At 43.2% G+C, this 23,858-nt stretch carries 26 protein-coding genes and 1 pseudogene; 6 read left to right on the top strand and 21 right to left on the bottom strand.

The genetic code is table 11. The annotated features are described in order from the left end of the window. Positions 1–7 precede the first annotated feature (7 nt). The 5 genes from EL84_RS20570 to EL84_RS20555 all read right to left on the bottom strand — a co-directional run bounded on the left by EL84_RS20570 (position 8) and on the right by EL84_RS20555 (position 3,706). The gene (locus tag EL84_RS20570) at positions 8–379 is read right to left on the bottom strand and encodes an iron chaperone (protein WP_047842909.1); all 372 of its coding nucleotides are present in this window, start codon (positions 377–379) and stop codon (positions 8–10) included. A gap of 267 nt (positions 380–646) precedes the next feature. Continuing rightward, positions 647–802 carry a hypothetical protein gene (locus EL84_RS32045; protein WP_161799440.1) on the bottom strand — a complete coding sequence of 52 codons (156 nt, stop codon included), beginning with the start codon at positions 800–802 and terminating at the stop codon, positions 647–649. Continuing rightward, positions 802–1,899: a hypothetical protein gene (locus tag EL84_RS20565; RefSeq protein WP_152683046.1), complete on the bottom strand. Its 1,098-nt coding sequence runs from the start codon at positions 1,897–1,899 to the stop codon at positions 802–804. The genes EL84_RS32045 and EL84_RS20565 overlap by 1 nt, the downstream gene beginning before the upstream one ends. A 105-nt stretch (positions 1,900–2,004) precedes the next feature. Continuing rightward, positions 2,005–2,478, bottom strand: coding sequence for an HIT family protein (locus EL84_RS20560; protein ID WP_047842907.1), 474 nt, complete (start codon positions 2,476–2,478; stop codon positions 2,005–2,007). 187 nt (positions 2,479–2,665) lie between these two features. Continuing rightward, complete coding sequence (locus EL84_RS20555; RefSeq protein WP_047842906.1) at positions 2,666–3,706, bottom strand: NAD(P)-dependent alcohol dehydrogenase; 1,041 nt, start codon at positions 3,704–3,706, stop codon at positions 2,666–2,668. A gap of 191 nt (positions 3,707–3,897) precedes the next feature. Between EL84_RS20555 and EL84_RS20550 the strand changes: the two genes are divergently transcribed. Then, on the top strand, positions 3,898–4,311 hold the full coding sequence (locus EL84_RS20550; RefSeq protein ID WP_017688550.1) for a MerR family transcriptional regulator: 414 nt from the start codon (positions 3,898–3,900) through the stop codon (positions 4,309–4,311). A 98-nt stretch (positions 4,312–4,409) separates the two neighbouring features. Here EL84_RS20550 and EL84_RS20545 read toward each other — a convergent pair whose 3' ends face one another. Beyond that, on the bottom strand, positions 4,410–4,988 hold the full coding sequence (locus tag EL84_RS20545) for a TetR/AcrR family transcriptional regulator (RefSeq protein WP_047842905.1): 579 nt from the start codon (positions 4,986–4,988) through the stop codon (positions 4,410–4,412). 288 nt (positions 4,989–5,276) lie between these two features. On the opposite strand from EL84_RS20545, the gene EL84_RS20540 reads away from it, so the two are divergent. After that, positions 5,277–6,200, top strand: a complete 924-nt coding sequence (locus tag EL84_RS20540; protein ID WP_036670867.1) for an AraC family transcriptional regulator — start codon at positions 5,277–5,279, stop codon at positions 6,198–6,200. Positions 6,201–6,333: 133 nt separating this feature from the next. Here EL84_RS20540 and EL84_RS20535 read toward each other — a convergent pair whose 3' ends face one another. The 5 genes from EL84_RS20535 to EL84_RS20515 form a co-directional block, all read right to left on the bottom strand. Then, positions 6,334–7,356 (bottom strand): NADH:flavin oxidoreductase/NADH oxidase, encoded by a 1,023-nt coding sequence (locus EL84_RS20535; RefSeq protein WP_047842904.1) that lies wholly within the window; start codon positions 7,354–7,356, stop codon positions 6,334–6,336. A 114-nt stretch (positions 7,357–7,470) separates the two neighbouring features. Beyond that, a complete protein-coding gene (locus EL84_RS20530; protein ID WP_047842903.1) occupies positions 7,471–7,815 on the bottom strand; it encodes a rhodanese-like domain-containing protein in 345 nt (114 codons plus the stop codon). A 51-nt stretch (positions 7,816–7,866) separates the two neighbouring features. After that, positions 7,867–8,511, bottom strand: a complete 645-nt coding sequence (locus tag EL84_RS20525; protein ID WP_047842902.1) for an SDR family oxidoreductase — start codon at positions 8,509–8,511, stop codon at positions 7,867–7,869. A gap of 137 nt (positions 8,512–8,648) precedes the next feature. After that, a complete protein-coding gene (locus EL84_RS20520) occupies positions 8,649–9,074 on the bottom strand; it encodes a MarR family winged helix-turn-helix transcriptional regulator (protein ID WP_036608058.1) in 426 nt (141 codons plus the stop codon). Positions 9,075–9,260: 186 nt separating this feature from the next. After that, positions 9,261–10,289 (bottom strand): ABC transporter substrate-binding protein, encoded by a 1,029-nt coding sequence (locus EL84_RS20515; RefSeq protein WP_053061550.1) that lies wholly within the window; start codon positions 10,287–10,289, stop codon positions 9,261–9,263. Positions 10,290–10,500: 211 nt separating this feature from the next. Here EL84_RS20515 and EL84_RS20510 point away from each other — a divergent pair, with 211 nt between their 5' ends. Next, positions 10,501–11,313 carry an undecaprenyl-diphosphate phosphatase gene (locus EL84_RS20510; RefSeq protein ID WP_036608062.1) on the top strand — a complete coding sequence of 271 codons (813 nt, stop codon included), beginning with the start codon at positions 10,501–10,503 and terminating at the stop codon, positions 11,311–11,313. A gap of 87 nt (positions 11,314–11,400) precedes the next feature. Here the strand turns inward: EL84_RS20510 and EL84_RS20505 are convergent, their stop codons facing one another. Together EL84_RS20505 and EL84_RS20500 are read right to left on the bottom strand one after the other, a co-directional pair. Beyond that, the gene (locus EL84_RS20505; RefSeq protein ID WP_047842901.1) at positions 11,401–12,579 is read right to left on the bottom strand and encodes an MFS transporter; all 1,179 of its coding nucleotides are present in this window, start codon (positions 12,577–12,579) and stop codon (positions 11,401–11,403) included. 144 nt (positions 12,580–12,723) lie between these two features. Then, entirely contained in the window at positions 12,724–13,581 is an 858-nt protein-coding gene (locus tag EL84_RS20500; RefSeq protein WP_047842900.1) for an arginase family protein, read from the bottom strand. A 105-nt stretch (positions 13,582–13,686) separates the two neighbouring features. Here EL84_RS20500 and EL84_RS20495 point away from each other — a divergent pair, with 105 nt between their 5' ends. Further along, complete coding sequence (locus EL84_RS20495; RefSeq protein WP_036608870.1) at positions 13,687–14,052, top strand: winged helix-turn-helix transcriptional regulator; 366 nt, start codon at positions 13,687–13,689, stop codon at positions 14,050–14,052. A 142-nt stretch (positions 14,053–14,194) separates the two neighbouring features. Here EL84_RS20495 and EL84_RS20490 read toward each other — a convergent pair whose 3' ends face one another. Further along, positions 14,195–14,665: a GNAT family N-acetyltransferase gene (locus EL84_RS20490; protein WP_047842899.1), complete on the bottom strand. Its 471-nt coding sequence runs from the start codon at positions 14,663–14,665 to the stop codon at positions 14,195–14,197. Positions 14,666–14,883: 218 nt separating this feature from the next. Between EL84_RS20490 and EL84_RS20485 the strand changes: the two are divergent. Beyond that, positions 14,884–15,548, top strand: a pseudogene (locus EL84_RS20485) (MBL fold metallo-hydrolase). Positions 15,549–15,703: 155 nt separating this feature from the next. On the opposite strand, the gene EL84_RS20480 reads toward EL84_RS20485, so the two are convergent. Together EL84_RS20480 and EL84_RS30915 are read right to left on the bottom strand one after the other, a co-directional pair. Beyond that, positions 15,704–16,327 carry a hypothetical protein gene (locus EL84_RS20480; RefSeq protein ID WP_047842898.1) on the bottom strand — a complete coding sequence of 208 codons (624 nt, stop codon included), beginning with the start codon at positions 16,325–16,327 and terminating at the stop codon, positions 15,704–15,706. A 16-nt stretch (positions 16,328–16,343) separates the two neighbouring features. Beyond that, positions 16,344–16,739 carry a DUF3888 domain-containing protein gene (locus EL84_RS30915; protein ID WP_053061549.1) on the bottom strand — a complete coding sequence of 132 codons (396 nt, stop codon included), beginning with the start codon at positions 16,737–16,739 and terminating at the stop codon, positions 16,344–16,346. Between the two features lie 264 nt (positions 16,740–17,003). Between EL84_RS30915 and metE the strand changes: the two genes are divergently transcribed. Next, complete coding sequence (gene metE, locus EL84_RS20470; protein WP_047842897.1) at positions 17,004–19,298, top strand: 5-methyltetrahydropteroyltriglutamate--homocysteine S-methyltransferase; 2,295 nt, start codon at positions 17,004–17,006, stop codon at positions 19,296–19,298. Between the two features lie 177 nt (positions 19,299–19,475). Here metE and EL84_RS20465 read toward each other — a convergent pair whose 3' ends face one another. The 5 genes from EL84_RS20465 to EL84_RS20445 are packed head-to-tail and all read right to left on the bottom strand — an operon-like array spanning position 19,476 to position 23,552. Beyond that, a complete protein-coding gene (locus tag EL84_RS20465; RefSeq protein WP_235193812.1) occupies positions 19,476–20,027 on the bottom strand; it encodes a TlpA family protein disulfide reductase in 552 nt (183 codons plus the stop codon). Between the two features lie 2 nt (positions 20,028–20,029). After that, on the bottom strand, positions 20,030–20,743 hold the full coding sequence (locus tag EL84_RS20460; protein ID WP_036670852.1) for an ABC transporter ATP-binding protein: 714 nt from the start codon (positions 20,741–20,743) through the stop codon (positions 20,030–20,032). Then, entirely contained in the window at positions 20,736–21,557 is an 822-nt protein-coding gene (locus EL84_RS20455; RefSeq protein ID WP_036670851.1) for an ABC transporter permease, read from the bottom strand. The genes EL84_RS20460 and EL84_RS20455 overlap by 8 nt, the downstream gene beginning before the upstream one ends. A gap of 28 nt (positions 21,558–21,585) precedes the next feature. Beyond that, positions 21,586–22,167: a nitrous oxide reductase accessory protein NosL gene (locus EL84_RS20450; protein ID WP_051447067.1), complete on the bottom strand. Its 582-nt coding sequence runs from the start codon at positions 22,165–22,167 to the stop codon at positions 21,586–21,588. Continuing rightward, complete coding sequence (locus EL84_RS20445; protein ID WP_235431558.1) at positions 22,164–23,552, bottom strand: nitrous oxide reductase family maturation protein NosD; 1,389 nt, start codon at positions 23,550–23,552, stop codon at positions 22,164–22,166. The genes EL84_RS20450 and EL84_RS20445 overlap by 4 nt, the downstream gene beginning before the upstream one ends. Positions 23,553–23,858: the final 306 nt, after the last annotated feature.

The following is a 23,858-nucleotide window of genomic DNA, read 5'->3' as shown; positions in this document are numbered from 1 at the left end:
TCGCGATTTATTTACGCCAGAATGTTGAACATTCTGCCTTATCCGCTATATTGAACTCAATCATTCTCTCAAGTAACGAAAAATCAATCTCCTGTTTCCACTTCATCCGCACCAACTCTTTGGTGTGATCATAACCCGCCTGTGTGATCTCTTCCGAAAAACGATTAATTCCTGCCTTCTCGGGAGCAACAGCCAAGTGTTGCTTGGATACACTAAAGCCAATAATAAAGGTCTCATGGTCGGTAAACATCGGTTGATTCCAGGCTATTTTTTGTTTTAAATTCGGGAATTTTTCAGTGACCCAGTTCAAAACTTCTTCCGTTCGTGCCTGGTGTTCCGGGTTATCGATGCGTGCTATAAATTCTGCAAAGGTCTCCATTAGTTCCCCCCTATATCATGAAATATACTACTTATATTGTCCAATTCAAACTCATTCTATCATGAATATCAAATTCAAAAACCCTTATCGGTTGTTTTAATGCAAAAAGAATTTGTAACAACAAAGTTCTCTTTAATAGGCGTTTTTTACGTTGTATACAACAGTTTAAGAAATTTAAGATTGGATTGCAAACCTGCTTCCAAATATATTGAACCTTCATAGAATATAAAAAGCCGTTGATTGTTGTTATCAACGGCACTCCAACTATTATTTAGTTACCTTGTATTTAATCAGATTATATCGGTGGTCGCTAATCACGGTGCGATAGACCACATTTTCGGACGAGTCATATGCAAAGTTACTCTTATGCACATCATCTAAAACAAAGTATTTACTAAGTATAATGTCTCCATTATCTTTCATTAAGGTATACCTCTCTCCCATTTTTCATCAATGGTCCCAAAACTAGTATACTCAATATAGCTATCGTTTCGATAGGATCTCATTAAACCATTAAAATTAAGCTCTCCTTCATACGTACGAGAAAACAGCTTTTTGAAGTTATGATCATATAAAGTGATAATGTGTTCAGATTGGTTATCAATTAATAGTTTACTTCCGGTTGAATGCATAGAAATATTCATGTTTCTATCAAGCACGGTGTCCCATTTGAGTTTACCATTAACTCCATAGGCCATTAATTTCTGTCCACCATATGAATTGGATCTTGCATATTCTACAATTAGTGTACCGCCATTTAGTTGATGATAACCCGCAACGTAGAAACCACCAAACTTTTTGGAGTTAATCGTAAATAACGGCTTTTTCAAAGAGGTTACATCTTTAAAAACCTCGATTTTATTCTCACCTACAAAATGGAGTACATAACCAGAAGTCAGTACTTCAGTTTTATAACCTAACACAGTCTCGCTTGTCGTTATTCCTTTGGAATTTAGTGTGATAAAACGGGATTGATTTTTAAGACTATCCGTTTGTTGCAGAACAATTCCATTTTTATACGGATAGATATTTGAGAAACTTAAATCCTTCTTTTCGAATAAACGCTTTCCTTTTGCATCCAAACTAAGAATGTTGAACGTTTTCCCGTGATTTGTAGAATACTGATAAAATATATTACCGCTCTCGTTATAAAACCATGTATGATTCAACGGATAAAAGTTTTTCACTTTATTTTTGATGTCATACGTCCAGGCAAGTTTCCCTGTCTTAATATTTATCGTATATAGGCTGAAGTTATTACCAGACACAGTGGCGGGGTTTAACATAACAAGCTGAGCAAGACGATTAATATGGTCTTGTGGAGTGTAACCTAGTTCAAAGCTCAGATAATCAATTTCTTTAGGAAAAGTATGTACCCATTCCTGCTGTAGCCCTCCGTGCTCCTCTAAGCTTAATTCGGTGAATTCTGCGTACATCTGATTTGTACTGGCTAAATACAATGTGAAAACTACGAAAATTGCTATCAACCTTTTAGATATCTTACCTTTCAATACTGGCACAGCCCTTCTCTTATCTTATGATTTTTTCGTTACAAAGAATATCCTAATGTAGCTTACTTCTGATCAAATATAACATAGGGTCTCAAATTCATCTCCTTCTAGACCTTAAATGTTTTCCTTTATCCAAGAACGCAACTTATCCGCATAGAAAGCGCGTTCATCTGGATCGGACTGCGAACCGTTTGTCAGATAAAGTTGATCATTTACGTATCTAGGGTAAACATGGAGATGATAATGCCAGACGTCTTGATTGCCAGCAGGTTCATTATGTTGCCGTGTCGAAATCCCATCACATCCATATGTACTTTTCATTGCAAATGCCGTAAGCTGAGCCGCACGGTGAATTTCAACAGCGTAATCCGCAGGGAGTTCAAAGATGTTCTCGAAATGTTGATTCGGAACAATAAGAACATGTCCTTTATTGTTTGGCCACCATTTGCCCGCTATAAATGCCGTTACCATTTCATTCTGATAGATGATATCCCTTTGTTTTGTTCCCTGATCAGGTCGCTCGATACCCCAAATACGACAAAATGGACATTCGTACCCTTCAGGCTGATGTGAAAATGATACTGTCATCTTTCTCATTCCACTCCTTTCATGTTTACTTCACTAGTTATTAGACGCAGGTATCTTCTGTTCGTTGCGAAAAAAGCACGGGTTGTAGAATGATCAGCAATTAACAAACTGAAAAGCAAAAAGCAGCTGACCTTGGCGGCAGCTGCTTTTTTTCTATCTTTAACTATCACTATTGCACAGTTCACACTTACATAGTGCTGATATCAATAACAAAGCGATATTTCACGTCGGAAGCCAATACACGTTTGTATGCTTCGTCAATCTGATCGGCGGAGATGACCTCAATGTTAGGTGCAATATCATGTTCTGCACAGAAATCAAGCATTTCCTGTGTCTCACGAATGCCACCAATCATGGAACCCGCGAATGAACGGCGATGGCCGATGAGTGAGAATACGTTAACAGCTAAAGGCTCTGCAGGAGCACCCACGTTCACGAGTGTACCATCCAGTGTGAGCAGTGAGAAATAAGCGTTAATGTCAATATTCGCACTTACCGTGTTAATCATCAGATCAAATGTGCCTGCAAGTTTCTCGAATGTTTCCGGCTCGCTGGTGGCAAAGTAGTGATCTGCACCAAATTGTAGTCCATCTTCTTTTTTGCTCAAGGATTGGGAGAGAACCGTTACTTCCGCACCCATCGCATGTGCAATTTTGACAGCCATATGACCTAGACCACCCATACCTACAACGGCAACCTTCTTACCTGGGCCAGCTCCCCAGTGATGAAGTGGTGAATACGTCGTAATACCGGCACACAGCAAAGGTGCAGCAGCATCAAGTGCAATGTTATCAGGGATGCGCACGATGAAATCCTCTACGACAACAATGTGAGTTGAATATCCACCTTGCGTAGGCTCACCGTATTTGTCTACACCAGCGTAAGTAGGAATATTTCCTTTGAGACAGTATTGCTCTTCACCTTTGCGGCAGTTATCACACTCGCCACAAGAGTCAACCATACATCCGACTCCTACTCGATCACCGACTTTATATTTGGAGACCCCTGTTCCTACATCGGTTACAATCCCGGCAATCTCGTGTCCAGGAACAAGTGGATAATTCACAGGGCCCCATTCACCGTGGGCAGTATGGATGTCAGAATGGCAGATACCAGCATATTTAATCTCAATTAATACATCATTAGTATCCAGATCACGTCGTTTAATTTCAGCACTTCTGAATTGTTGGTCTGGTCCGTCAACGGCTCTGGCTTTAGCTATAATCAATGGGATAACCTCCTAGTAATTTAAAGTTCAAAATAATCTTACTCCCTCTAGTTAACTCTAGGTCAAATGTTTATCTTATTTTTTTATCTCCAACGTACTTTGACATCCAGTAATCCAACATGGTAGAATTCACTCGGATCATCCTAGAGTTAACTCGAAGTCTACCCCCAGTAGAAAGGAATTTTATGAAAATGACCTATTCAATCGGTGAAGTTGCCAAAAAATTAGACCTTACGGTATATACATTGCGTTACTACGACAAGGAAGGACTCATGCCTTTTGTGGAACGTACCACGAGTGGAACACGTTTGTTCAAAGACTCCGACATTGACTTTCTAAAGATCATCCAATGTCTGAAGCTGACCGGCATGCCTATTAAAGACATTAAGGACTTTATTGAATGGTGCTCTGAGGGGGACTCCTCGCTGAAGCAAAGATATGACATGTTTACGGAGCGAAAAGCTATTGTGGAAGCACAAATGGAGGAACTAAGAAGAACCATGGAAGTCATCGAGCACAAACGCTCCTACTACGAAACAGCTTTGGAGGCTGGGACCGAAGAGATTCACAAAATTAAACCGATGGAAAATGCCATCACCAATTAATGGTTCATACTTTCTATTTTCTAAAATTAGCGCACAAAAAAGTAGCTTGAAGTCCTCTAACGGATTTCAAGCTACTTTTTTGGGTATGTCTCTACTCATCATTTTTCCAAAAGTTTCATCGTTACATGGATAATACGGTTTAGTTTTTCTTTTTCCGTCGAGGTTCTTGCCATGGCTCTGATGCCGACAGAAATATTGTGCAGGTACTCTGCCATTTCCTTCGCATCATGATCAGAAGAGAATTCTCCCTCCCGCTGCCCCCATTGAATGATTTGCTCAAACATTTGCTCTGCTTCATTAAATGAATCAAGAGATCGTGTATCCACGTCCGGATCGCGTGTACCAAGCTCTACGGCGGAGTTCACGATCAAGCATCCCGATGGCGTATCCTCTGCTTCACTGATCATAACTTCGAAGATTTTATGCAGTGCTTCCACTGCCGTCTTGGATGCCTTGATTTCTGCAAGTAATGTGGTGCTGACCTTACCTCTGTAACGATCCATTGCCTGCAAAAACAGCGAATGTTTGTCGTCAAATGTATCATATATACTTCTGCGATGAATTCCCATATGCTCAACCAGGTCACTCATCGACGTTTTCTCGTAACCTTGTTCCCAGAAGATCTTCATTGCTTTATCCAATACTTCATTCACTTCAAACTCTTTACTTCTAGCCATTCGACTTCCCTCCCAAAATCAATCTAACACATCGGGAACGATCAGTAAATAAAAGATGCAGATACCCTTTTCATTCTTATCTTATCATGTATTAGCTGAACCGTAAGTGTATATCTTCTGTACTTGTTGTATATCATGACCTGTGTACTTGTGATTATGTAACCAGCAATCAGAATGTCTTATCCATTCACATCAAATGTTTGCCTATTCCTATCCGTTTTCTACCGCCTTCGGTCAATATACGATAGAATGTGATTATTATGTTGTGAGGAAAAAGGAGAACTTTGCATGTCTGATCAAATACATGAACAACAGAACGAATTAGCCACACTCATTGACCGTTTTTCTGACAAGGACGGGGTGCATCCTACGGTAATCCCTTCATTATTTCTAATCCGTGAATCGGTCGTTACTGAACCTATATTTAGAGTGAATGAACCATCCTTTTGCATTATCGTTCAGGGTGAAAAAGAGGTCCTGCTGGGACAGGATCGTTTCCGGTATGGTCCAGGAAGTTATATCGTGGCAACCGTTGACTTGCCGGTTAGTGGACAAGTGATTCAAGCCTCGTCTGAGGCTCCCTATCTGGCCCTGAAACTTGAATTCACATCCAGTGAGATTCTGGAGGTATTGAACCATTCCGATTTCCCAGCAAGACCGCGGAAAACAACGAGACGTGCGATGTTTGTCAGCCAAGCTGAGTCGTCTCTGCTGGATGCGGTCGTCAGGTTAGCCCGTTTGTTGAAAGATCATTCGGAAGATATCCCACTACTCGCTCCTTTGTTCAAAAAGGAAATTCTCTATAAAGTTCTGAAAGGTCCACATGGGACTGCCCTGGAACAAGCTACCATGGAGGGCAGCCATACCTATCGAATCAGAGACGTTATTGAATATATTATGAATCATTCTGAGCAAAATTTTCGGGTTGAGGAATTGGCGGATTTGGCAAATATGAGTACTGCCTCACTGCACAGACACTTTAAAGAAGTGACTGCCATGAGTCCGATTCAGTTTCAAAAACAACTTAGGCTGCAAGAAGCGCGCCGCTTGTTATTATCCAAGTCCACCGATGCAGCAGATGTAGCATTTCAGGTAGGTTACGAGAGCCCTTCCCAATTCAGCCGTGAATATTCTCGCATGTTCGGATTTCCGCCCAGAGAAGATATTAAACGCTTGAGAGGCGGAAGCGATGAGCCAACTACCATCTCTTGACTGGTTACTGGCTAATATCGTTCCTTTACCTTGTATAGTTTAACCTCAAAAAGGACTCCTTCTGTTTTATTAGAGGAGTCCTTTCTTATTTCTGTATTAATGAAGATCATTTAATCGTTAAATTATTAATACATTAAAAACCATTCGTATATTGTTTTGGAACGTCCGTTGTCTTGCGCAAAGCAGACGCAGCTTCCAAGGCCCAGTAAGGATTTCTTAACAACCCTCTTCCGACTGCAACGAGATCAGCTTCTTCATTTCCGATGACTGCATTTGCCAATTTCGGGTCGTCCAGCCTTCCAACAGCAATCACAGGCACATCAAGAGCTTCTTTGATTGCTTTAGCGAGAGGTACTTGATAAGCTGCGTGAGTTCCTGGTCTGCCCGATGCACCAATAGGTCCCTCGCCACCAGATGAGATGTCAAATACGTCAACACCTGCCTCTTTATAAGCCTTGGCAAACTCGGAACTTTCGTTAATGCCATAGCCACCTTCCACGTATTCCTTAGCCGAAATACGCATCATCAAAGGCATATCTTCGGGCATCTCTGCCTTTGCAGCCTGAATGATCTCCCGGCCAAATAAAGTTAAATCTTGACCATATTCGTCTTCTCGCTTGTTTGTTAGTGGAGAATGGAACTGATGAATCAGATATCCATGTGCGCCATGAAGCTCAATCGCATCAAAACCAGCTTTCACAGCACGAGCTACAGCACTCCGGAATTTTTCAACCATTCCTTTTACTTCGTCCGTTGTAAGCGCTCGAGGTTGCTTGGAATTCTCATCAAAGGCGATCGCGGATGGAGCAACTGGAACCTCAGCATCTTCTGCTTTGCGGCCCGCATGAGCAATCTGAATGCCAACCTTGGCACCATAACTGTGACACGCATCTACGATCCGCTTCAGAGCCGGGATCTGTTCATCTGACCATAACCCAAGATCATAATCTGAGATTCGGCCATCCGGCTCCACATCTGTCATTTCAATGATAATGAGACCTGTTCCTCCCACGGCACGACTTACGTAGTGCATATAATGCCAATCTGTTGCAATACCATCTTTTTGCTCAACTGAATATTGGCACATTGGAGCCATTACAACACGGTTATTAAGCTCCAGGCTTTTAAAAGAATATGGACTAAACAAATCTGTCATCAAAATAAAACTCCCCTTTTCATCATGAATCATGAATAATAAAAATGCATGCGCAAGCATCAAATTAATGCCTACAATTAATAACTCGTATGATTTAGATCTCACATTTATCTTTTACTTCATTACATAAATACATTCAAATCCATGCTTTCGCAAAATACGAACAGCCTTTTTGGATTGAAGCATACCAGGTGACATTATAATTACGTTATCTTCTCGAAGAAGGTATTTTTCCCATGTGAAAGCAAGACGCCCCAATGAGATGTTAATCGTATCCGGAGTAGGATTAGCCATATAATCCGTCGCATCTCGAATATCAATCACTTTATACTGCCGAAAATCACGCTCTTGTCTGAGAAATACTTGATAATCTATATATTCAAGATTGCGCACTGGCCAAAATTGACGTACAACGATGAAGATACCTAATATGAAGGTCAAAAGCATCAACATAATCATTGTATAGCCCTCTCTTAACTCATCAGATATCGTCGAAAATTTTGTTTTGGATCAAAGCCCACTCAATGCCTCAGATATTGTATCCTCACCAGCGATTAGATCAAATGAACGCTTGTAGGTATTCTTCTCACTCAAACTGGCCAAAATCACATGAGCTACATCTTCACGAGCAATGTTACCAGTTGTAATATTCTCAGCAGCAGTAACTCTACCTGTTCCCGGTTCATTCATTAGAATCCCTGGACGTATAATGGTATATGTTAATCCACTGATCTCTAGCAATCTATCAGCATAGTGTTTCGCTGCATAATATGGAAGGATGTTATCATGCCAGTTCTCACGATTATTGGCTTGGATCGCACTCACCATGATAAATCGATCAATACCCGCTTTTTGAGCCGCTTCAATGGTTTTCCCGGCACCATCCAGATCAATCAGGAGTGTTTTATCATATCCCGTTGTACCGCCAGAACCAGCTGCAAATACAATGGCATCACAACCCGTTACTGCAGCTACAAGTGAGTCAACCGTACCTTCCAAGTCGGCAAGCACCGTTTCCACACCCTGTGCTGCAAATGAATCTACCTGTTCTTGTTTTCGTACCATGGCAAGAACGATGTGTTCTTCACTATTCTTCAAAAGATGAATAAGCTGTTGACCAATCTGTCCATTTGATCCTACAACGAAGACCTTCATGTTCAATACCTCCTTTATACAAAATCACCGCACCCATATTAAATTCATGCGCATGCATTTAATTTAACGGATATATTAATGAGTGTCAAGTCTTCTTATAGGGTAAATGACTACATTACCCTATATTTCCCCTAGCCTTAGAACAATTCTTTAGTGAGGTTCTCTAATCGAGTCTCAAATCCATCCTGTTCCAATTCAGTTTGCAAGACCTGATTAAACGTTTGAAGTGCTCTCTTGTATTTATTCTCTCCAAGCTCAGTAATACGAGTGTAAATGCCACGTCGGTCATCTTCACATGCATGTCTTTCCAGAGCCCCACAGTCTTTGGCTTCCATCCTAACGACGAGCCTGGAAGTAGCACTTTGGCTCAAGCCTACTAGTTCTTGAAGTTGCTGTAGGCGTAATTCCTTACCCTCCGCATTATATATGAAGTTTAACACATAAAATTCCTTCAAAGATAAGTCATATTGTTGAAGCAGAGCTTGTTCCAGCTTCTCGTTCAGATGGGTATGAATGTTAGAGAAAGCCAACCAAACATTCAAACGTTCACTCTTTTGCTGCAATCTAGATCACCCCACTTGATATTTAATTTTCATCAGCTGTTATCCTATTGTATCAAGCTTAATTACATTGGTCAAAACCCATCCAAGTTCGACGTATATAACATCCTAAGCTCATAAGAAGAGCATTTCCCCGTCTTGTACCGACGTTTAGAAATGCTCCAGTATTACCATTTATGCAGTCTAATCTTACTTCGCGGTAAGCAGGCTATCGGAAATAAATCGAAGCTGACCTTCCAACGTTAACGGATCGTTGTACGAGTCTGAAGTCGGATCAAGCTGGAACACATAATTTGCCTTCACCGCAGGCAAGTTCTTCCACAATGTATTATCATATACGATCTTGGGATCGGTTGTATCTCCCGACCACGGGCTGGTGAAGATGATATCCCCCGCATACTCCGGTAATAGTTCCATGGAGATTGAAGCCCATCCAGTTCCGCTGTCAATCGCTTCAGCTTGGGCCTTGGCTGGTGCCTTGAGATCAAACTCCCCGTAAATAATTTCACCACCTCGACCATAGTTATGACCAAATACAAATAATCCTTTGGCGTATGGATTCAGTATGGAAACGGTACGATCGCCTACAGCTTCCTGAACCTTGGGCTTCAGTTCGTTGATCTTCGCTTCCCATTTAGCATTCCAAGCTTTCGCTGCGTCTTCTCTATTGGTGAGCTTACCCATTTCAAGCATTAGATCCTTGAAATTGCGCTTACCATATGCAATCTGTACAACAGGCGCAATCTGCTCCAGCTTGTCGATGCCCTCTGTTCCAGTGTACACGATAAATAAGTCAGGTTTTAAACTGATTAGTTTCTCTGGTGTAGGCTCTTGACCCAGATCACTGGTGCCCGCTGCTGCAAGTTGATCCTTGATATATTTGTTGTTCATCGCTCCTGATAAAGCGCCGACTACCGGTGCATCCAAGGCAACAAAGTAGCCTGTCGAAAATGATGTCAAATCAATAATGCGCTTAGGATTCTTCGGTACCTGTACTTCGCCTGCATCCGATTGATATGTAACAAGTTCCTCTTCGGCAGTTGCCGTTGATTCAGCGGAAGAAGCTGAATCCGAGTCCGTCTTGGTTTCTGTCTCCGTAGCCGCATTCGTGCTGTCCCCGTTTGTACTATTGGTCGTAGCAGACTGACCACATGCACTAAGTACAATCAGCAAGATAAGTGCCATCATGATCCATATTGATTTTATCTGTTTACGCAAAATAAACCCACCTTTTCGTTGATATTGATAATCGTTATCAACGATATCATGCTATGCAGGATTTGACAAGCTATGTTTACTTCACCCCCTCTATGAACTCTAACTTGCAAGTCACCAAGTTAAACAGCTATCATCAATAGAGTAAACCATTCACTTTTTATTAAAAAAGAGAGTTTTGAAAAGCCAATGAAACGTAATCAAGGAGGACAACATGGAAGAGATTATATTGTGGTTAAAGTATTTGTTTTTAGGTATTGTTCAAGGTGCGACGGAGCCAATCCCCGTCTCCTCAAGCGGTCATCTGATCATCGCCCAGAAACTTATGGGCATCAAGCAGAATGGATTGTCATTTGAGATTTTAACAAACACAGCATCACTTATCGCTATTATTTTTATTTTCCGGGAAGATATCAAAAAGTTGATTATTGGTGCATTAGGTTACCTGCGTACTCGTAAAGAAGAATATCGAGCAGACTTCATGTTTTGCTTATACATAATTATTGGTACGATCCCTGCTGCTGTCGTTGCAGTCCTGTTCAAGGACCGGATTGAAGAAATCTTCTCATCCGTATATACCGTTTCCATCGCGCTATTAATCACCGGGGTTGCCTTGTGGCTTATTCGTAATCTTCGTGGTCGCAAGCAAGACGGTGATCTGTCTACGAAAGATGCATTGTTGGTAGGTCTGGCTCAGGCGGTCGCTCTTATTCCGGGGATTAGCCGCTCAGGGGCAACTGTAATTGCGTCCATCGCTGTTGGCATGAAACAGGAAACAGCTTTGAAGTTCTCCTTTATGCTGTACATTCCCATCAGTATTGGCGGACTTATCATGGGGGTATCCGACATTGCCAATGATCCGAATCGATCACAACTGGCTATCCCTTATCTAATCGCATTCATCACGACACTCTTTGTCACGTATTTCTCCATGAGATGGTTTATGGGCATTATGGCCAAAGGCAACCTGAAATACTTTTCGTATTACTGTTTTGCCGCAGGTACATTGTTACTGATCTTCTTATAAAAAATAGTCCACACACCAAAAGGAACAACCAGCGATGGTTGTTCCTTTGTTGTATAGTGGCAGAACCTTAATGACCTATAGCAAGAGCTAGACGGTCAGACGCGTAGCCTTGTTGCTTCTGTTAACCAGCTCTGTTGCCGCGTACATGACACTGAACAGAATCAGCAGGATCAGGGGTACCATTGACATTCCCCATTGGCTGGCTATAAGTCCCATACCTAACGGGATGAGTGTTGAACCTGTATAGGCACTGGCCATTTCAAGTCCAATTACACTTGGGGATGCCTTCTCACCGAAGCGTTCCGGTGTCGCATGAACAATACTCGGATAGATCGGTGCTCCGCCCAATCCCACGATAAATAAAGCCCCTGCGGCAATCCAGTAAGGAATCGGCATAACCAGGATTACTAATCCGAAGCATCCGACGATTCCACCATATCTGATGAGATTTTTGCTGGTTACATGAGTCGAAAGAAAACCTGAGATTACACGTCCCAAGATAATGCCAATGAAAAATAGAGAGGATAGTGCTGCGGCAGTACCTGGAGAAACTCCTTTGCTAACAATGAAGAAAGAAGCCATCCACAGACCGGCAGCAGTTTCGGAACCGTTGTAACAGAGCATCGCAATCATCGACATTTTCACGCCGGGGATACGTATGGCCTCACGGTTGCTTACGCGTTTCTTCTCATCGCCTGAACCCTCTACTCTTCCCTTCTCAAAAATCTTCCATAGAGACAAAGTTGATAATAAGACCACCACGATCCCAAGCAAAATCAACGCCACAGTAACGTATCCTGCACGCCAGTTGTTTGCTTGATTCAGCCAATATGCCATAACGAGTGGGCCTGTCACTGCGCCAATTCCCCAGAAACAATGCAACCAGTTCATATGCTTGGCCTTGAAATGCAAGGCTACATAATTACTTAGTGCCGCATCCACCGAACCTGCACCTAAGCCGAGAGGGATCGCCAGAATCAGTAAAAACACAAAATTCTCAGAAAATGAGAATCCCAACAGCGCGATCGTTGTTGAAAGGATACTGAATAATGTGACTTTACCCGTTCCGAACCGGTGCAACAATCGACTGGCGGACAGACTTGAAACTACTGTACTAAATGAAATGATTAGCGATATGTAACCAGCCATTTCTGTTGTCGCATGTATATCGTTTTTCATAACGGACCAGGCACTGCCAAGTAAAGCATCAGGTAATCCCAGCCCTATAAATGCGAGATAAATAATGATTAACAATAACGTGACCATCTGGGTGTCTCTCCTCAGTTTGTTTAATTTCTGATTCTCGTCGAACCACCCATATAATAATATTGATATTTCTATCTGTAATCTTCCTATATTTTGACTCCTTATATCAGTATTCTGATATATTCTGGCGACTCATAACCTATATCACTGGTTCAGGATAGGTATTTCTCCAAGCAAATTCTTCAAGTTAATGGCATCCCACGGCATATGCTCAGTTATTCCTAATCCAACTACATCTGTTTCTTCAGACAGTTCTTTGATCAGATGAAGCAAGTGAGGTATTTGCATGGTTCCCGCTGGTGAAAACTCATAAGGTTCTCCTGGCTTGGCGAATAACAATGAACGGAACATGTTGGGATCAAGCACATCCAGATCAAGATGAATTGCCAGGTGTTTGAACCCAGTCTCTTTAATCCACTTCTTAATCGAATCCATGCCACGGGCTAATTCTTCAGTTCCAGCCGTTCGGATACCTAATCTTTGAATCACTTCGGTTTCCTGTTCCGTGGGGGTTGTCAACCCGGCCATGAAGACATGTTCAGGCTTCAAGGGGACACTCACATGTTTGGCAAACTCCGGATCGCCTTCCCCAAGAAGGTTTCCGAGCGGTAAAGTATGACCGTTTTCATAGCCCTCGTATCTAACCAGATCACCATGTGCATCAATCCATATCAAACCAAGTTCTCCGCCATATCGTTCATTTAAATAAGCAAACGGGGCTTGTTCAACCAAACAGTCACCTCCAAACATGATAATGCGATCAGGCTGGTGAGCTTGAATAATATGCTGGGCAGCATGCAATTGCTGAAGTAGCTGTGTTCTGCCTTTTATCCCGTTCTCGCTTACCAGAGATGTTCCATCATAAGCCTCAACAGGAACATGAATGAGAGGTTGATTATTGTCAGGTGCGAGCCATGCAAGCAACTCCGCTCCAAAAGAGTAGTTAGGATTATCTCCACCTTGCCATTGTGGCATAAGCAGACGTATTGTTTTTTGAGTCATCGTAAATCTCCTTTACTTCAAAGTAAGGTTAGTATAAACTGAGCCCAAACAAATAAATAGTACGGTCTTTTATGATAGGTACTACCCGGAAGGATAGTGTAAATGATGAGTATGGCTGAATACCACGGTAAAGTTAAAAACATTCAAGATACCCCTTTTGGATATACGTTGTCTGTCATTGGTGGCAAATGGAAAATGGTGATTTTGTATCTTCTGGCAGAAAACCCACCTGTCCGTTTCAATGAACTAAAAAGACAGATCGGCGCTATCACGTATAAAACGCTGAGTTCACAACTCAAAGAATTAGAAGCAGATGGTATGGTCGAACGGAAAGAGTATCCCCAAGTCCCTCCTAAAGTCGAGTACCGTCTGACAGCCAAAGCTGAAACGTTATTGCCCGTTTTGGAAGGACTATGCGAATGGGGTGTCCAACATCAAGAACCTTCGATCAATAATAGCGCAACGGATTGAACGCTTTTGTCTATATTTTCAGATGAGATAATTGGAGTAAATGGAGTATGTTAAAATGCAAAAAGTCGCCAATCGGCGACTTTTTTACTTTTATCTTGTGTTCCTCTGTCCGTTCAGCAAATAAAAGCTGTGATTCGTAGAATTATACTTTTTCGTGTACCAGATCTTTCTGATAGGCCAACACTCTGTCCCAATTGCCACTGAAAACAGGAATTCGATAATACCCTACACGCTCATACAGCGCTGCAGCTTCTGGTTGCAAGGGACCTGTTTGCAGTTTCAGATTGGTATAACCAAGTTCGTTCGCAAGACGCTCTGCCTCGGCCAATATAGCCTGGGCAATCCCCTTACGGCGGTAACCATTGCGTGTATACATGCGTTTAACTTCTACAGATGTATCATCAAGGGGTCTAAGTGCTCCGCAACCAACCGGATACCCGTCGATCCTGGCAACGATAAAAGCCGCACGGGGCACCTCAACGTCTGACAGTTGAAATCCCGCAGTTCCATCACCGCCATATAACAAACCGAGTTCTTCACTCAGTTCCTTGATCAATAGTAGCGAATCCTCGCTCCGAATATCTTCAGCTGCTGCATGCACGATATGTGTCATTCCACATACCCCCTTTATCTTATTGGACTTATTGGTTTAAATGATATATCTAAATTATCATTCCCAACAGCAAGCGTCAATTCCCCCATTCATTGAATATTTTTATAAGTACACCCTATAAATACCCGAACGTATCTTATTGCCGTCTTTATTCGTTTACATAAGAAATATAACGAGCAACGATGTATATGAAATTCAACTCTCGGAGGTCTGATATTATGGAAATTTCAAAGGGAATAACGATGCTTCAGCTTGATTTTGAGGGGAATATAATTCACCCTGTGCTGATATGGGATGAAGAAATGGTTGTGTTAATAGATACCAGTTTCCCTGGACAATATGACGATTTGCGTATCGCACTCGAAAAGATTGGTGTGCCAATCAGCCGACTTAAAGCAGTGATTTTGACGCATCAGGATGTGGACCATATAGGGTGTCTTCCCGAGATTCTGCAGGAGTGCGGCTCACAAGTCAAGATATATGCGCATGAGCTGGATAAGCCATATATTGAGGGGCAGCTCCCTCTTCTGAAAGACAGTCACCTTGAGCATCCTCCAATGGGAAAAGTAGATGAAACGGTTACTGATGGTCAGGAACTGCCGTTTTGCGGTGGAATTCGCGTTATTCATACTCCTGGTCATACGCCAGGTCATATCAGTCTATATTTGATGGACAGCAAGACGCTCATCGCCGGAGATTCAATGTACAGCGTAGACGGCATGCTTGGAGGCATTCATGAACCAACTACACTGGATATAGAGACAGCCCAGTTCTCATTGAAAAATATACCGAACTCGACATTACATCTGTGGTTTGTTATCACGGAGGACTAACTCATAGGAATGTAAATGAACAGATCTCAGGGCTAGTTAAAATGAACTAACGAATATTTACACTGGACACTCCGATGACAGAACAACCTTCCGATGTAACTTTCTTGCAGAAAGCTTGTAGGCGAACGCTCCGCTTCTTCAGGTTCTTTCTGTCCTCTCCGTTTTGTGTAAATGTTTAGTTCAATTTATATAGTTATGGGTTTATTTATTGTTTGGCATACTGCAAAATGGCTGTAGCTGCACGAATTCGCAACTCTTCTTCTTCACTGTGTAACGCTTCTCTCAGCACCTGGAGAGCTGTCTGAATCGTGGCTTCATCTACTCCTGTTGAGAGAGAGTTGGTTGCTTCGGCTGTTATACTGACTGCAAGACCTCGATCCAGCTGTGCTTGTGATATGGGAAACTCAAACTTCGCAAGGATGGCTGAATCATTTTGCAGTGCCTGCACTTTGTCATTCAGCTCAGCGAGAGGAATACGACCCAACCATGTAACTCCCCGACGGTGACAGATCAAGTCGTTTTCTGTGCCAGCGGAATCGTCATAATAATAATCCCCGATATCCCCAACATACGTCCATTCATCATCGCTAATTAATACATAATCTCCATCCTGCATGAGGTTAACAAACATATGTAGTGTCGCGAGTGTGCTCGCCAATTCTGCTTCATCCAAGGGATAGTGTTGAACCAACAGTTCCTTCCATAGCTCCGGGGGCGTTTGCTCCAGATCCCCTGTACCTGACCAAGCAATACCAATATAATTGTCTTCCAGAAATGATGTTACTCTGTTGATTCCATGCACGGTCGACTGGATATGATACAGGTTCATGCGTACCGCCTTCCTTTCAATCATTCGTATGAACATAGTTAACCATTGTAACATTAGCGGTGTCTATTTCAAACGTAATGATCTCTTTCCCATATGGCGGGTTATGTGGACCGTAGAACGTTCTGACTTCCAGAACTGTTCGAAAGTTATAACCACCTTGTGTGCGCCTTTTAAGTTCCAATACATGAATATCATATAGACCGTAGCTAGGGACCGGTTTATGATTTTCCTGATAATAGCTGATAATCTCACGGGCAATGTATGGGTTGAGCATCGTAAGCGCTATTGCCTTATAGTCATCTTCCTGTACGCTCTCAGGATCTGCATATGTAACATCTGTGTGTAGGGAAACACTATTTATCATTAATGTTGTTGCAAGTATAAAGTGAAAAAGACGTTTCTGAATTACCATACTCATCCACCTTTTTACTATTTATTATCCCGAGTGAATGCAAAAGCATACAAAATATTATTATCTATTATTTATCCTAAGCTGAGTTGGAAGGTTATTCTGTCATCGGAGTGGCAAGTGTACATACTCGTTAGTTCAACTTATATAGCGTGCACCTTTTGATATAGCCCTAGGCTATAACTAGGTATAATTTAATGGAATTACATTATAACTCCGGATCTGTGATAAATTTTGTGTAACATAAAAGCAGAGGGGTTTTAAACGATGACAAAAAGTAGTGTATTGGGATATCCGCGTATTGGTGCTGATCGGGAATGGAAGAAAGCGTTGGAAGCGTTCTGGGCAGGTAAGCTGGAGGAATCAGAATTCCACGCACGTTTGCAGGAAATTCGTATCGATCATTTGCGCAAGCAACAAGCAAAAGGCATCGACATCATTCCGGTGAATGACTTTAGCTATTATGATCATATCCTGGATACGGCTGTGATGTTTGGCATTATCCCTAAACGATTTGCTTATGATGGTGGTTCCGTTCCATTGTCCGTATATTATGGCATTGCACGAGGAACAAAAGATGCCGCAGCAAGTGAAATGACAAAATGGTTCAACACGAACTATCACTACATTGTACCTGAACTGGACGGGGCTTCCCCAACTCTGACGGAGAACAAACCACTTCTCGCTTATCGTGAAGCAAAAGAAAAACTCGGCATTGAAGGCAAGCCGGTTATCGTTGGACCGTTAACCTTCCTGAAGCTCTCCAAAGGCTATGATAAATCCGAGACAGACGCTTGGTTGGACCGCTTGCTTCCACTCTATACTCAATTGCTTCAGGAACTTGCGAGCGAAGGCGTTCAGTGGGTGCAGGTCGACGAACCTATTCTGGTAACCAAATTAAGCGATGAAGACGTACAGCGTCTGAATAAAATATATGAAACATTTGCAGCAGCCGTTCCAGGCCTGAATATCATGCTGCAAACGTACTTTGAATCTGTTGAAAACTACAACGACATTGTTGCACTGCCAGTTCAAGGTGTAGGACTTGATTTTGTACACGGACTCTCTGGTAACACACAATCTATTCGGACATCCGGTTTCCCGGCAGACAAAGTGCTCGGTGCAGGTATTATTGATGGACGTGGGATCTGGAAAGCTTCCCTTCAGACAAAACTGAATTTGCTGAATGAATTAACTGAGTTCGTGACGCCTGAACGTATCATCGTGCAATCATCTTGCAGCCTGCTGCATGTGCCAGTAACCACAGACCGTGAGGCAAAACTTTCATCTGAACTGAAAAATGCACTTGCATTTGCAGATGAAAAGCTGGATGAGATTGTTCTTTTGACTACAGCCTTATCTTCACCAAGTGCAGAGATTACTGCCAAAATAGACGAAGCAGAGCTTCCTCTTCTGGCGCTTCAGCAATCCGAAGATCGGAACCGTACCGCTGTACAGAAAGCCGTTGCTTCCATCAGTGTTCAACAGCCGGAGCGCTCCCGTCCTTTTGCAGAGCGTCATGAAGCTCAACAGGCCAAATGGCAATTGCCACTCTTCCCGACAACAACGATTGGTAGTTTCCCTCAATCTGCTGAAGTCAGAAAAGCACGTCAGTTGTGGCGCAAGGGTGAGTTGAACAACGAACAGTATGCTGCCTTCATCCGGGAGCAGATTGATATCTGGATTAAGATTCAGGAAGAGATCGGAATTGACGTATTGGTACATGGTGAGTTTGAGCGTACTGACATGGTTGAATTCTTTGGCGAGAAACTGGCCGGCTTTGCCTTTACACAGTTTGGATGGGTACAATCATATGGTTCACGTTGCGTGAAGCCACCTATTATCTTCGGTGATGTTGCATTTACGGGTGAAATGACGGTGGAAGAAACGAAATATGCTCAATCGCAGACAGAGCGTCCTGTCAAAGGCATGTTGACTGGCCCGATTACCATCATGAACTGGTCATTCGTACGCGAAGACATTGCTCGTGAGCAGATTGCCTATCAATTGGCGTATGCGTTGAGACAGGAAGTCGAGGCACTTGAACAGGCAGGCATTGGTATGATCCAGGTTGACGAGCCGGCTGTTCGTGAAGGGCTTCCGCTGAAAGAAAATGAACAAGCCGATTACCTGGCTTGGGCTGTCAAAGCGTTCCGTATCTCCACGTGCACGGTGCATGAAACGACTCAAATCCATACGCATATGTGCTATTGCGAATTCCATGACATGATTGATTCCATTGAAGCTATGGATGCGGATGTTATCTCCATTGAGACATCCCGTAGTCACGGTGAACTGATTCATAGCTTCGAAGAAAATACGTATGAGCTCGGTATCGGTCTTGGCGTATATGATATCCATAGTCCACGGGTTCCAAGTGTGGATGAAATGAGCAGCATGATTGAACGCGCTCTGCGTGTTCTTGATCCGAAGCTGTTCTGGATTAACCCGGACTGCGGATTAAAAACCCGTGGACAAGAAGAAACGGTAGCTTCTCTGCGTAACATGGTTGACGCAACCAGAATCGCTCGTAACAATCACGCTTCAGCTGCTGTATTGTAATCGGCTGCGAAGCAGCATAACTTCAAAAGTAAAGCCGGACACCCCTTCGTTAAATGGGTGTCCGGCTTTTTATATGGCTACTTTTTGTAGTTACTTTTAACGTACATTCATTTCACTTGTAACATGGCGATCTTTGGCGTTCCTATCCCTTTTCTCACCACCACCCAACGCTTACGACTAGATACTCTCTTCCAGCCATTGCTGCAATGGTATATCTTCGGTCAGTTCACCGAGCAGTATGTGACGGAACTCCCCATCCCTATCAATGACCATTGTTGCGGGCAAACCTGTAATCCGATACATACCTGATATGTTGCCCGTCACGTCTATGATCACCGGAAAATCAAACGCCTGCTTATCCATAAACTCACGAATCGTGCCCTTCGATTCCCCCACGTTAACAAACAGGGTTTCCACGTCATTCTGATAGTCCTGAGCAATCTGGTGAACGAGCGGCATCTCCCGTACACAAGGTGTGCACCATGAAGCCCAAAAGTTAATCATCACGGCTTTGCCCCGATAATCGGACAGGCTGACCTGTTCGCCTGCTGAATTAACCGCTGTGAACTCAGGGGCTTTTGCACCTGCTTGAATAGTATTGCCACGCCCAGACTCGGGTGTCGATACATTTTCGAAAATGGCCCATATACCTGCTAACAATGCGATCACACCAATCAAAATTGTAAGTGTACGTCTGCTTTTAAAACTCTTTTTCTGCAATAAACTCACCTTCACTTTAAGCCAAGACTTTGATGAAATGCTGCATGGAGCGAACCGAATTGATCACAAAAGTCGTGAGTAGAGCCCTCTCCAACATTACGTCCATGGTTCATGAATATCACCTGATCCGCAATGTCGTCTGCGATCTCCAGCTGATGGGTCGAGAACACGACCATGTGGCCTTCCTGTTTGATGCCCTTGAGCAGCTGAGTTAATTCCTGCATCCAGAATGGGTCCAGTCCATTCGTTGGCTCATCCATGATGAGCAGTGGAGGTTTCGACAGCACAGCCTGGGCGAATAACACACGTTGGCGCATGCCTTTGGAGAAGGTCGTAACCCGGTTTTTCTTTTGATCCTCCAAACCTACCATGGTCAGTACTTCCTGTACTCTCTCCTTGGGAACTTTCCTCAGAGAAGCCCAGAACAGAAGCATTTCCTCCGCACTCAGTCCTTGATTAAATTGATAATCGTCCGGCATATATCCAATCTGCTCTGAATAACGCTTGCGCTCCTTCAACCATCGTACATTGTTCACTGCAACCTCACCGGAGGTAGGCCGAAGAATTCCTGCGATCATACGCAGCACCGTGCTCTTTCCTGCACCATTCCCTCCACAGAGGGCAAGCACTTGGCCTGAAGTAATGCGAAAGGAGATATCCTCAACAATTGGTTGCTTTTTAATGGATTTGCACAATCCCATCACTTCGAGTCCCACTTTATCCATGAGAACGCCCCCTCTCCCAGATCGCATATACCGCCAGGACAGAGAAAGCAATCCAGAATAGGCATATCCCGATGAAGATCCAACTGCCATTTGGTTGCTGCACCCACTCCACCCATCGATAATATTCTGGTCCAAGAATGGAGCCACCTCCCAGTTTGATGACTACAAACAATCGCACCAGCTCGGCCGGATTGATGAGTGTTAGCATAACCAACAGTGGTTTCACCCATAGATAAGGCATCAGTCCCAGCACAGAGAGCAATAACGTCGGCCATCCAATGACAGCGAAGAACCATACGGTCACGGATATGGTTAACGCCTGCCACCGATTGCGCGACAACGAACCGATAAATAGCGCCAACGTCAGGAATAACAACACCAGTCCACACGAGAATGCCAGAAAAAGAAGATATGTCATGACATCCAGTGGATTCCCAATCACTCCGCTAATGACCCCCATCAGGCCGTATCCAAACGCAACAATGGTAATTAAAACAATCGACAGCCCAAGATACTTCCCCACAATAAAAGACATCGTGCCGATGGGATACGTGGACAGCAGTTGCCAGCTACCGTCTTCCTTTTCGGATGTTAGTGAGAAGGAACCGAGGAACAGCGTCATTAATGGTAAGAGGTAAAGAATGAGATTCAACATCGAACCTGTTGTGCCCGAATATCCTTCAACCAGATTCTGCGAATTCAGAAGTAACAAGCTTAAGCTAAAGGTGCAAAAAAGGATCAGAAACGAATACGCCCAAGGATTGCGAAATCCCATTTTCACTTCTCGTCTTGCAATCTGTATCATATCTGACATCATTGATCACCATTTTCTATTGTCATACTTAGTGGCCTGACTCTTCTTTCATCTCACCTTCCTGATGCATCTCATTACCGTCTCCTTCTTCACCATGTCCGTGCTCATCATGCCCATGTTCACCCATCATGTCCATATTCTCTGTGTTCTGTTTCCAGTCATGGGAGGCAAGATCCTCAGCGGTCATAATGGTTCCTACACCTTGCTCTGCAATGAAAGCTTCAGCCGAGGGCTTGTCCTTAAAGTTAAGAATTCCATAGGCCATAGGTGTACGCAATGAAGCGTCGTATACATACGTGGCTTTGCTGTATTCAATCCATTCCTTGTCATTATAGTCACGTACATAGTCCATGCCGATGTTATCTGTGCCATTTTCTGTTTTCCACTGGTTCATGCAGCCGATATCATCGAACTTGTAATTTTGGCCGTCTTTCGTAGTGAGCTGTGTTGCATATGCATCGTCCTTCACCTGCATTTTACAGATCGCACAGATATCCACGTCTTCATTGATCGGCAATGCCGCGTATTTTGTTCCGCAAGCGGTTAACAGCACCATGCCAAACATAAGTACCATGAGGAATGTCCATCTTCTGTTCAAACTTTTGTTCATTTTCGTAATACCCCCATATAGATGATTATAAAAGTTGCCATACCCAACAGAATTAACCCGAACAACCACACCACATTGGAATCTGTAGCACTTTCTACTGACATGTGCAGATCAGATTCCGTATCCATGCTCATTCGTGGCGATTTGTCGGTAGTCCATTGTTCTCTGCCTTCTGTAAACAACTCACTCAGAAAGACCATACCCGGTGATTGGAAAAAGAGCTGATACGCTGAATTTCGACTGACCAGTTGCTCATAAAAAGGATTGATCGCATAGGATATTTCACTGATCCCATCCCGATTCAGATCGAGCCCCTGAAAGGAGTCCCAGTAGTTCTCCATCAGGACATTATTCGGGCTATCCAGCGCCGAAGCTTCAATGACATTAGACACCAATTGGTTACGTGTAAACTCATTAGCTTCTGCCAGAACAAGCTGTATGCCAACAAAATTCCGAAGCACCGCATTGTCATGGATCTCATTGCCCGATGACTCTGCAATATTCATGCCGACACGATTACCCTCCACAACATTGTTGTGAACATAGGATTGATGTACGTCATACAATAGAATCCCTTGCGAGTGAACATTGGTACTCTGTTTGCGAAAAGAATTGCCCGATATGACCGTATTCTTGACGCCCATAATCATGGCACCTGTCATGTTCTCCTCTCCGGTATTGTCCATGACAGAAGAGCCGTCAATGTACATACAGTGGATGCCGTACCTTGTATGTAACAGCCTGTTATTTTGCACAGTAGACTTGCGACTGTTCTCCAGATAGATTCCATCCCTCATGCCGGTGATCTCATTGGCTTCAATGAAGCTATCATGGGAGTTGTACAGATCAATGCCATTGCCCTTCTGGCCACTGGAAGCAGAATCAGACCCGGCCCACGTAATGTTGTTCCGCTGAATCGTTGCCTGACTCGAATTCCGGATGATCATCCCATACCCCTGGGTCTGAATATGCAGATCCATGATTTCACTGTTTTTCCCTTCAACCTGAATCGCTGCAGTCTGTTCATTCGTATCATGTTCAATTGTAAAACCGCTCAATTTCACCCCATCCGAGCGAATCATTATCGTAGAGGTGGCTTTCGCATTAACAACTATGACCGTAGGATCACCTTGAATGGTGATGTTTTTGTCAATCGTCACGGGTCCAGAATAACGACCTGATGCAAGTTCAATGACTTCTCCAGGTGCAGAACGGTCAATCATAGGCTGAAGGGGAATGAGATCACGATGTCCGGAGGAGGCAATGACTGCACCGTGTGGAAGGGATAGCAGGAGCATCATCATTCCGATTAGAAAAATGAAACCCGTAACCCGACTCTTCTTACAACTGTTGAATACACTCAAGCCTGCCCAAGGATTACTCATAATTCAAACCGCGCAATTCCGGCTTCTTGTTACAGTTGCTTATTGCTATGGCAATGTATTCAACGGGTCTTACGTTAATCCAAAATATACGTTGGTTGTACACACCATCCCTCCATTCCACTTAAAATCAACTCTCCATGTTCCTCATCCATTGAAGCAACGTAATAAATGAAGCGTTATCACAATCCTGATCATAGTGTACTTAAAATGATATTTATTCCATATAGCTCAATTAGGCTATAGACGCTCCATTTTTGTGTCGATATTGTGATGTAAATCAAAAAAAGCCGCCATATAGGCGACTTC

It is taken from the genome of Paenibacillus sp. VT-400, from assembly GCF_001029205.1.
Lineage (GTDB): Bacteria > Bacillota > Bacilli > Paenibacillales > Paenibacillaceae > Paenibacillus > Paenibacillus amylolyticus.
Note: the sequence above shows the minus strand (reverse complement) of the source record. Positions and strands in the feature narration are given on the sequence as shown.

Excerpts from the sequence above, each read along its gene's own strand:
- EL84_RS20570 (WP_047842909.1), bottom strand. The coding sequence starts at position 379 with ATGGAGACCTTTGCAGAATTTATAGCACGCATCGATAACCCGGAACAC.
- EL84_RS32045 (WP_161799440.1), bottom strand. The coding sequence starts at position 802 with ATGAAAGATAATGGAGACATTATACTTAGTAAATACTTTGTTTTAGAT.
- EL84_RS20560 (WP_047842907.1), bottom strand. The coding sequence starts at position 2,478 with ATGACAGTATCATTTTCACATCAGCCTGAAGGGTACGAATGTCCATTT.
- EL84_RS20550 (WP_017688550.1), top strand. The coding sequence starts at position 3,898 with ATGACCTATTCAATCGGTGAAGTTGCCAAAAAATTAGACCTTACGGTA.
- EL84_RS20545 (WP_047842905.1), bottom strand. The coding sequence starts at position 4,988 with ATGGCTAGAAGTAAAGAGTTTGAAGTGAATGAAGTATTGGATAAAGCA.
- EL84_RS20540 (WP_036670867.1), top strand. The coding sequence starts at position 5,277 with ATGTCTGATCAAATACATGAACAACAGAACGAATTAGCCACACTCATT.
- EL84_RS20535 (WP_047842904.1), bottom strand. The coding sequence starts at position 7,356 with ATGACAGATTTGTTTAGTCCATATTCTTTTAAAAGCCTGGAGCTTAAT.
- EL84_RS20530 (WP_047842903.1), bottom strand. The coding sequence starts at position 7,815 with ATGATTATGTTGATGCTTTTGACCTTCATATTAGGTATCTTCATCGTT.
- EL84_RS20525 (WP_047842902.1), bottom strand. The coding sequence starts at position 8,511 with ATGAAGGTCTTCGTTGTAGGATCAAATGGACAGATTGGTCAACAGCTT.
- EL84_RS20510 (WP_036608062.1), top strand. The coding sequence starts at position 10,501 with ATGGAAGAGATTATATTGTGGTTAAAGTATTTGTTTTTAGGTATTGTT.
- EL84_RS20505 (WP_047842901.1), bottom strand. The coding sequence starts at position 12,579 with ATGGTCACGTTATTGTTAATCATTATTTATCTCGCATTTATAGGGCTG.
- EL84_RS20500 (WP_047842900.1), bottom strand. The coding sequence starts at position 13,581 with ATGACTCAAAAAACAATACGTCTGCTTATGCCACAATGGCAAGGTGGA.
- EL84_RS20495 (WP_036608870.1), top strand. The coding sequence starts at position 13,687 with ATGAGTATGGCTGAATACCACGGTAAAGTTAAAAACATTCAAGATACC.
- EL84_RS20490 (WP_047842899.1), bottom strand. The coding sequence starts at position 14,665 with ATGACACATATCGTGCATGCAGCAGCTGAAGATATTCGGAGCGAGGAT.
- EL84_RS20480 (WP_047842898.1), bottom strand. The coding sequence starts at position 16,327 with ATGAACCTGTATCATATCCAGTCGACCGTGCATGGAATCAACAGAGTA.
- EL84_RS30915 (WP_053061549.1), bottom strand. The coding sequence starts at position 16,739 with ATGGTAATTCAGAAACGTCTTTTTCACTTTATACTTGCAACAACATTA.
- metE (WP_047842897.1), top strand. The coding sequence starts at position 17,004 with ATGACAAAAAGTAGTGTATTGGGATATCCGCGTATTGGTGCTGATCGG.
- EL84_RS20460 (WP_036670852.1), bottom strand. The coding sequence starts at position 20,743 with ATGGATAAAGTGGGACTCGAAGTGATGGGATTGTGCAAATCCATTAAA.
- EL84_RS20455 (WP_036670851.1), bottom strand. The coding sequence starts at position 21,557 with ATGTCAGATATGATACAGATTGCAAGACGAGAAGTGAAAATGGGATTT.
- EL84_RS20450 (WP_051447067.1), bottom strand. The coding sequence starts at position 22,167 with ATGAACAAAAGTTTGAACAGAAGATGGACATTCCTCATGGTACTTATG.
- EL84_RS20445 (WP_235431558.1), bottom strand. The coding sequence starts at position 23,552 with ATGAGTAATCCTTGGGCAGGCTTGAGTGTATTCAACAGTTGTAAGAAG.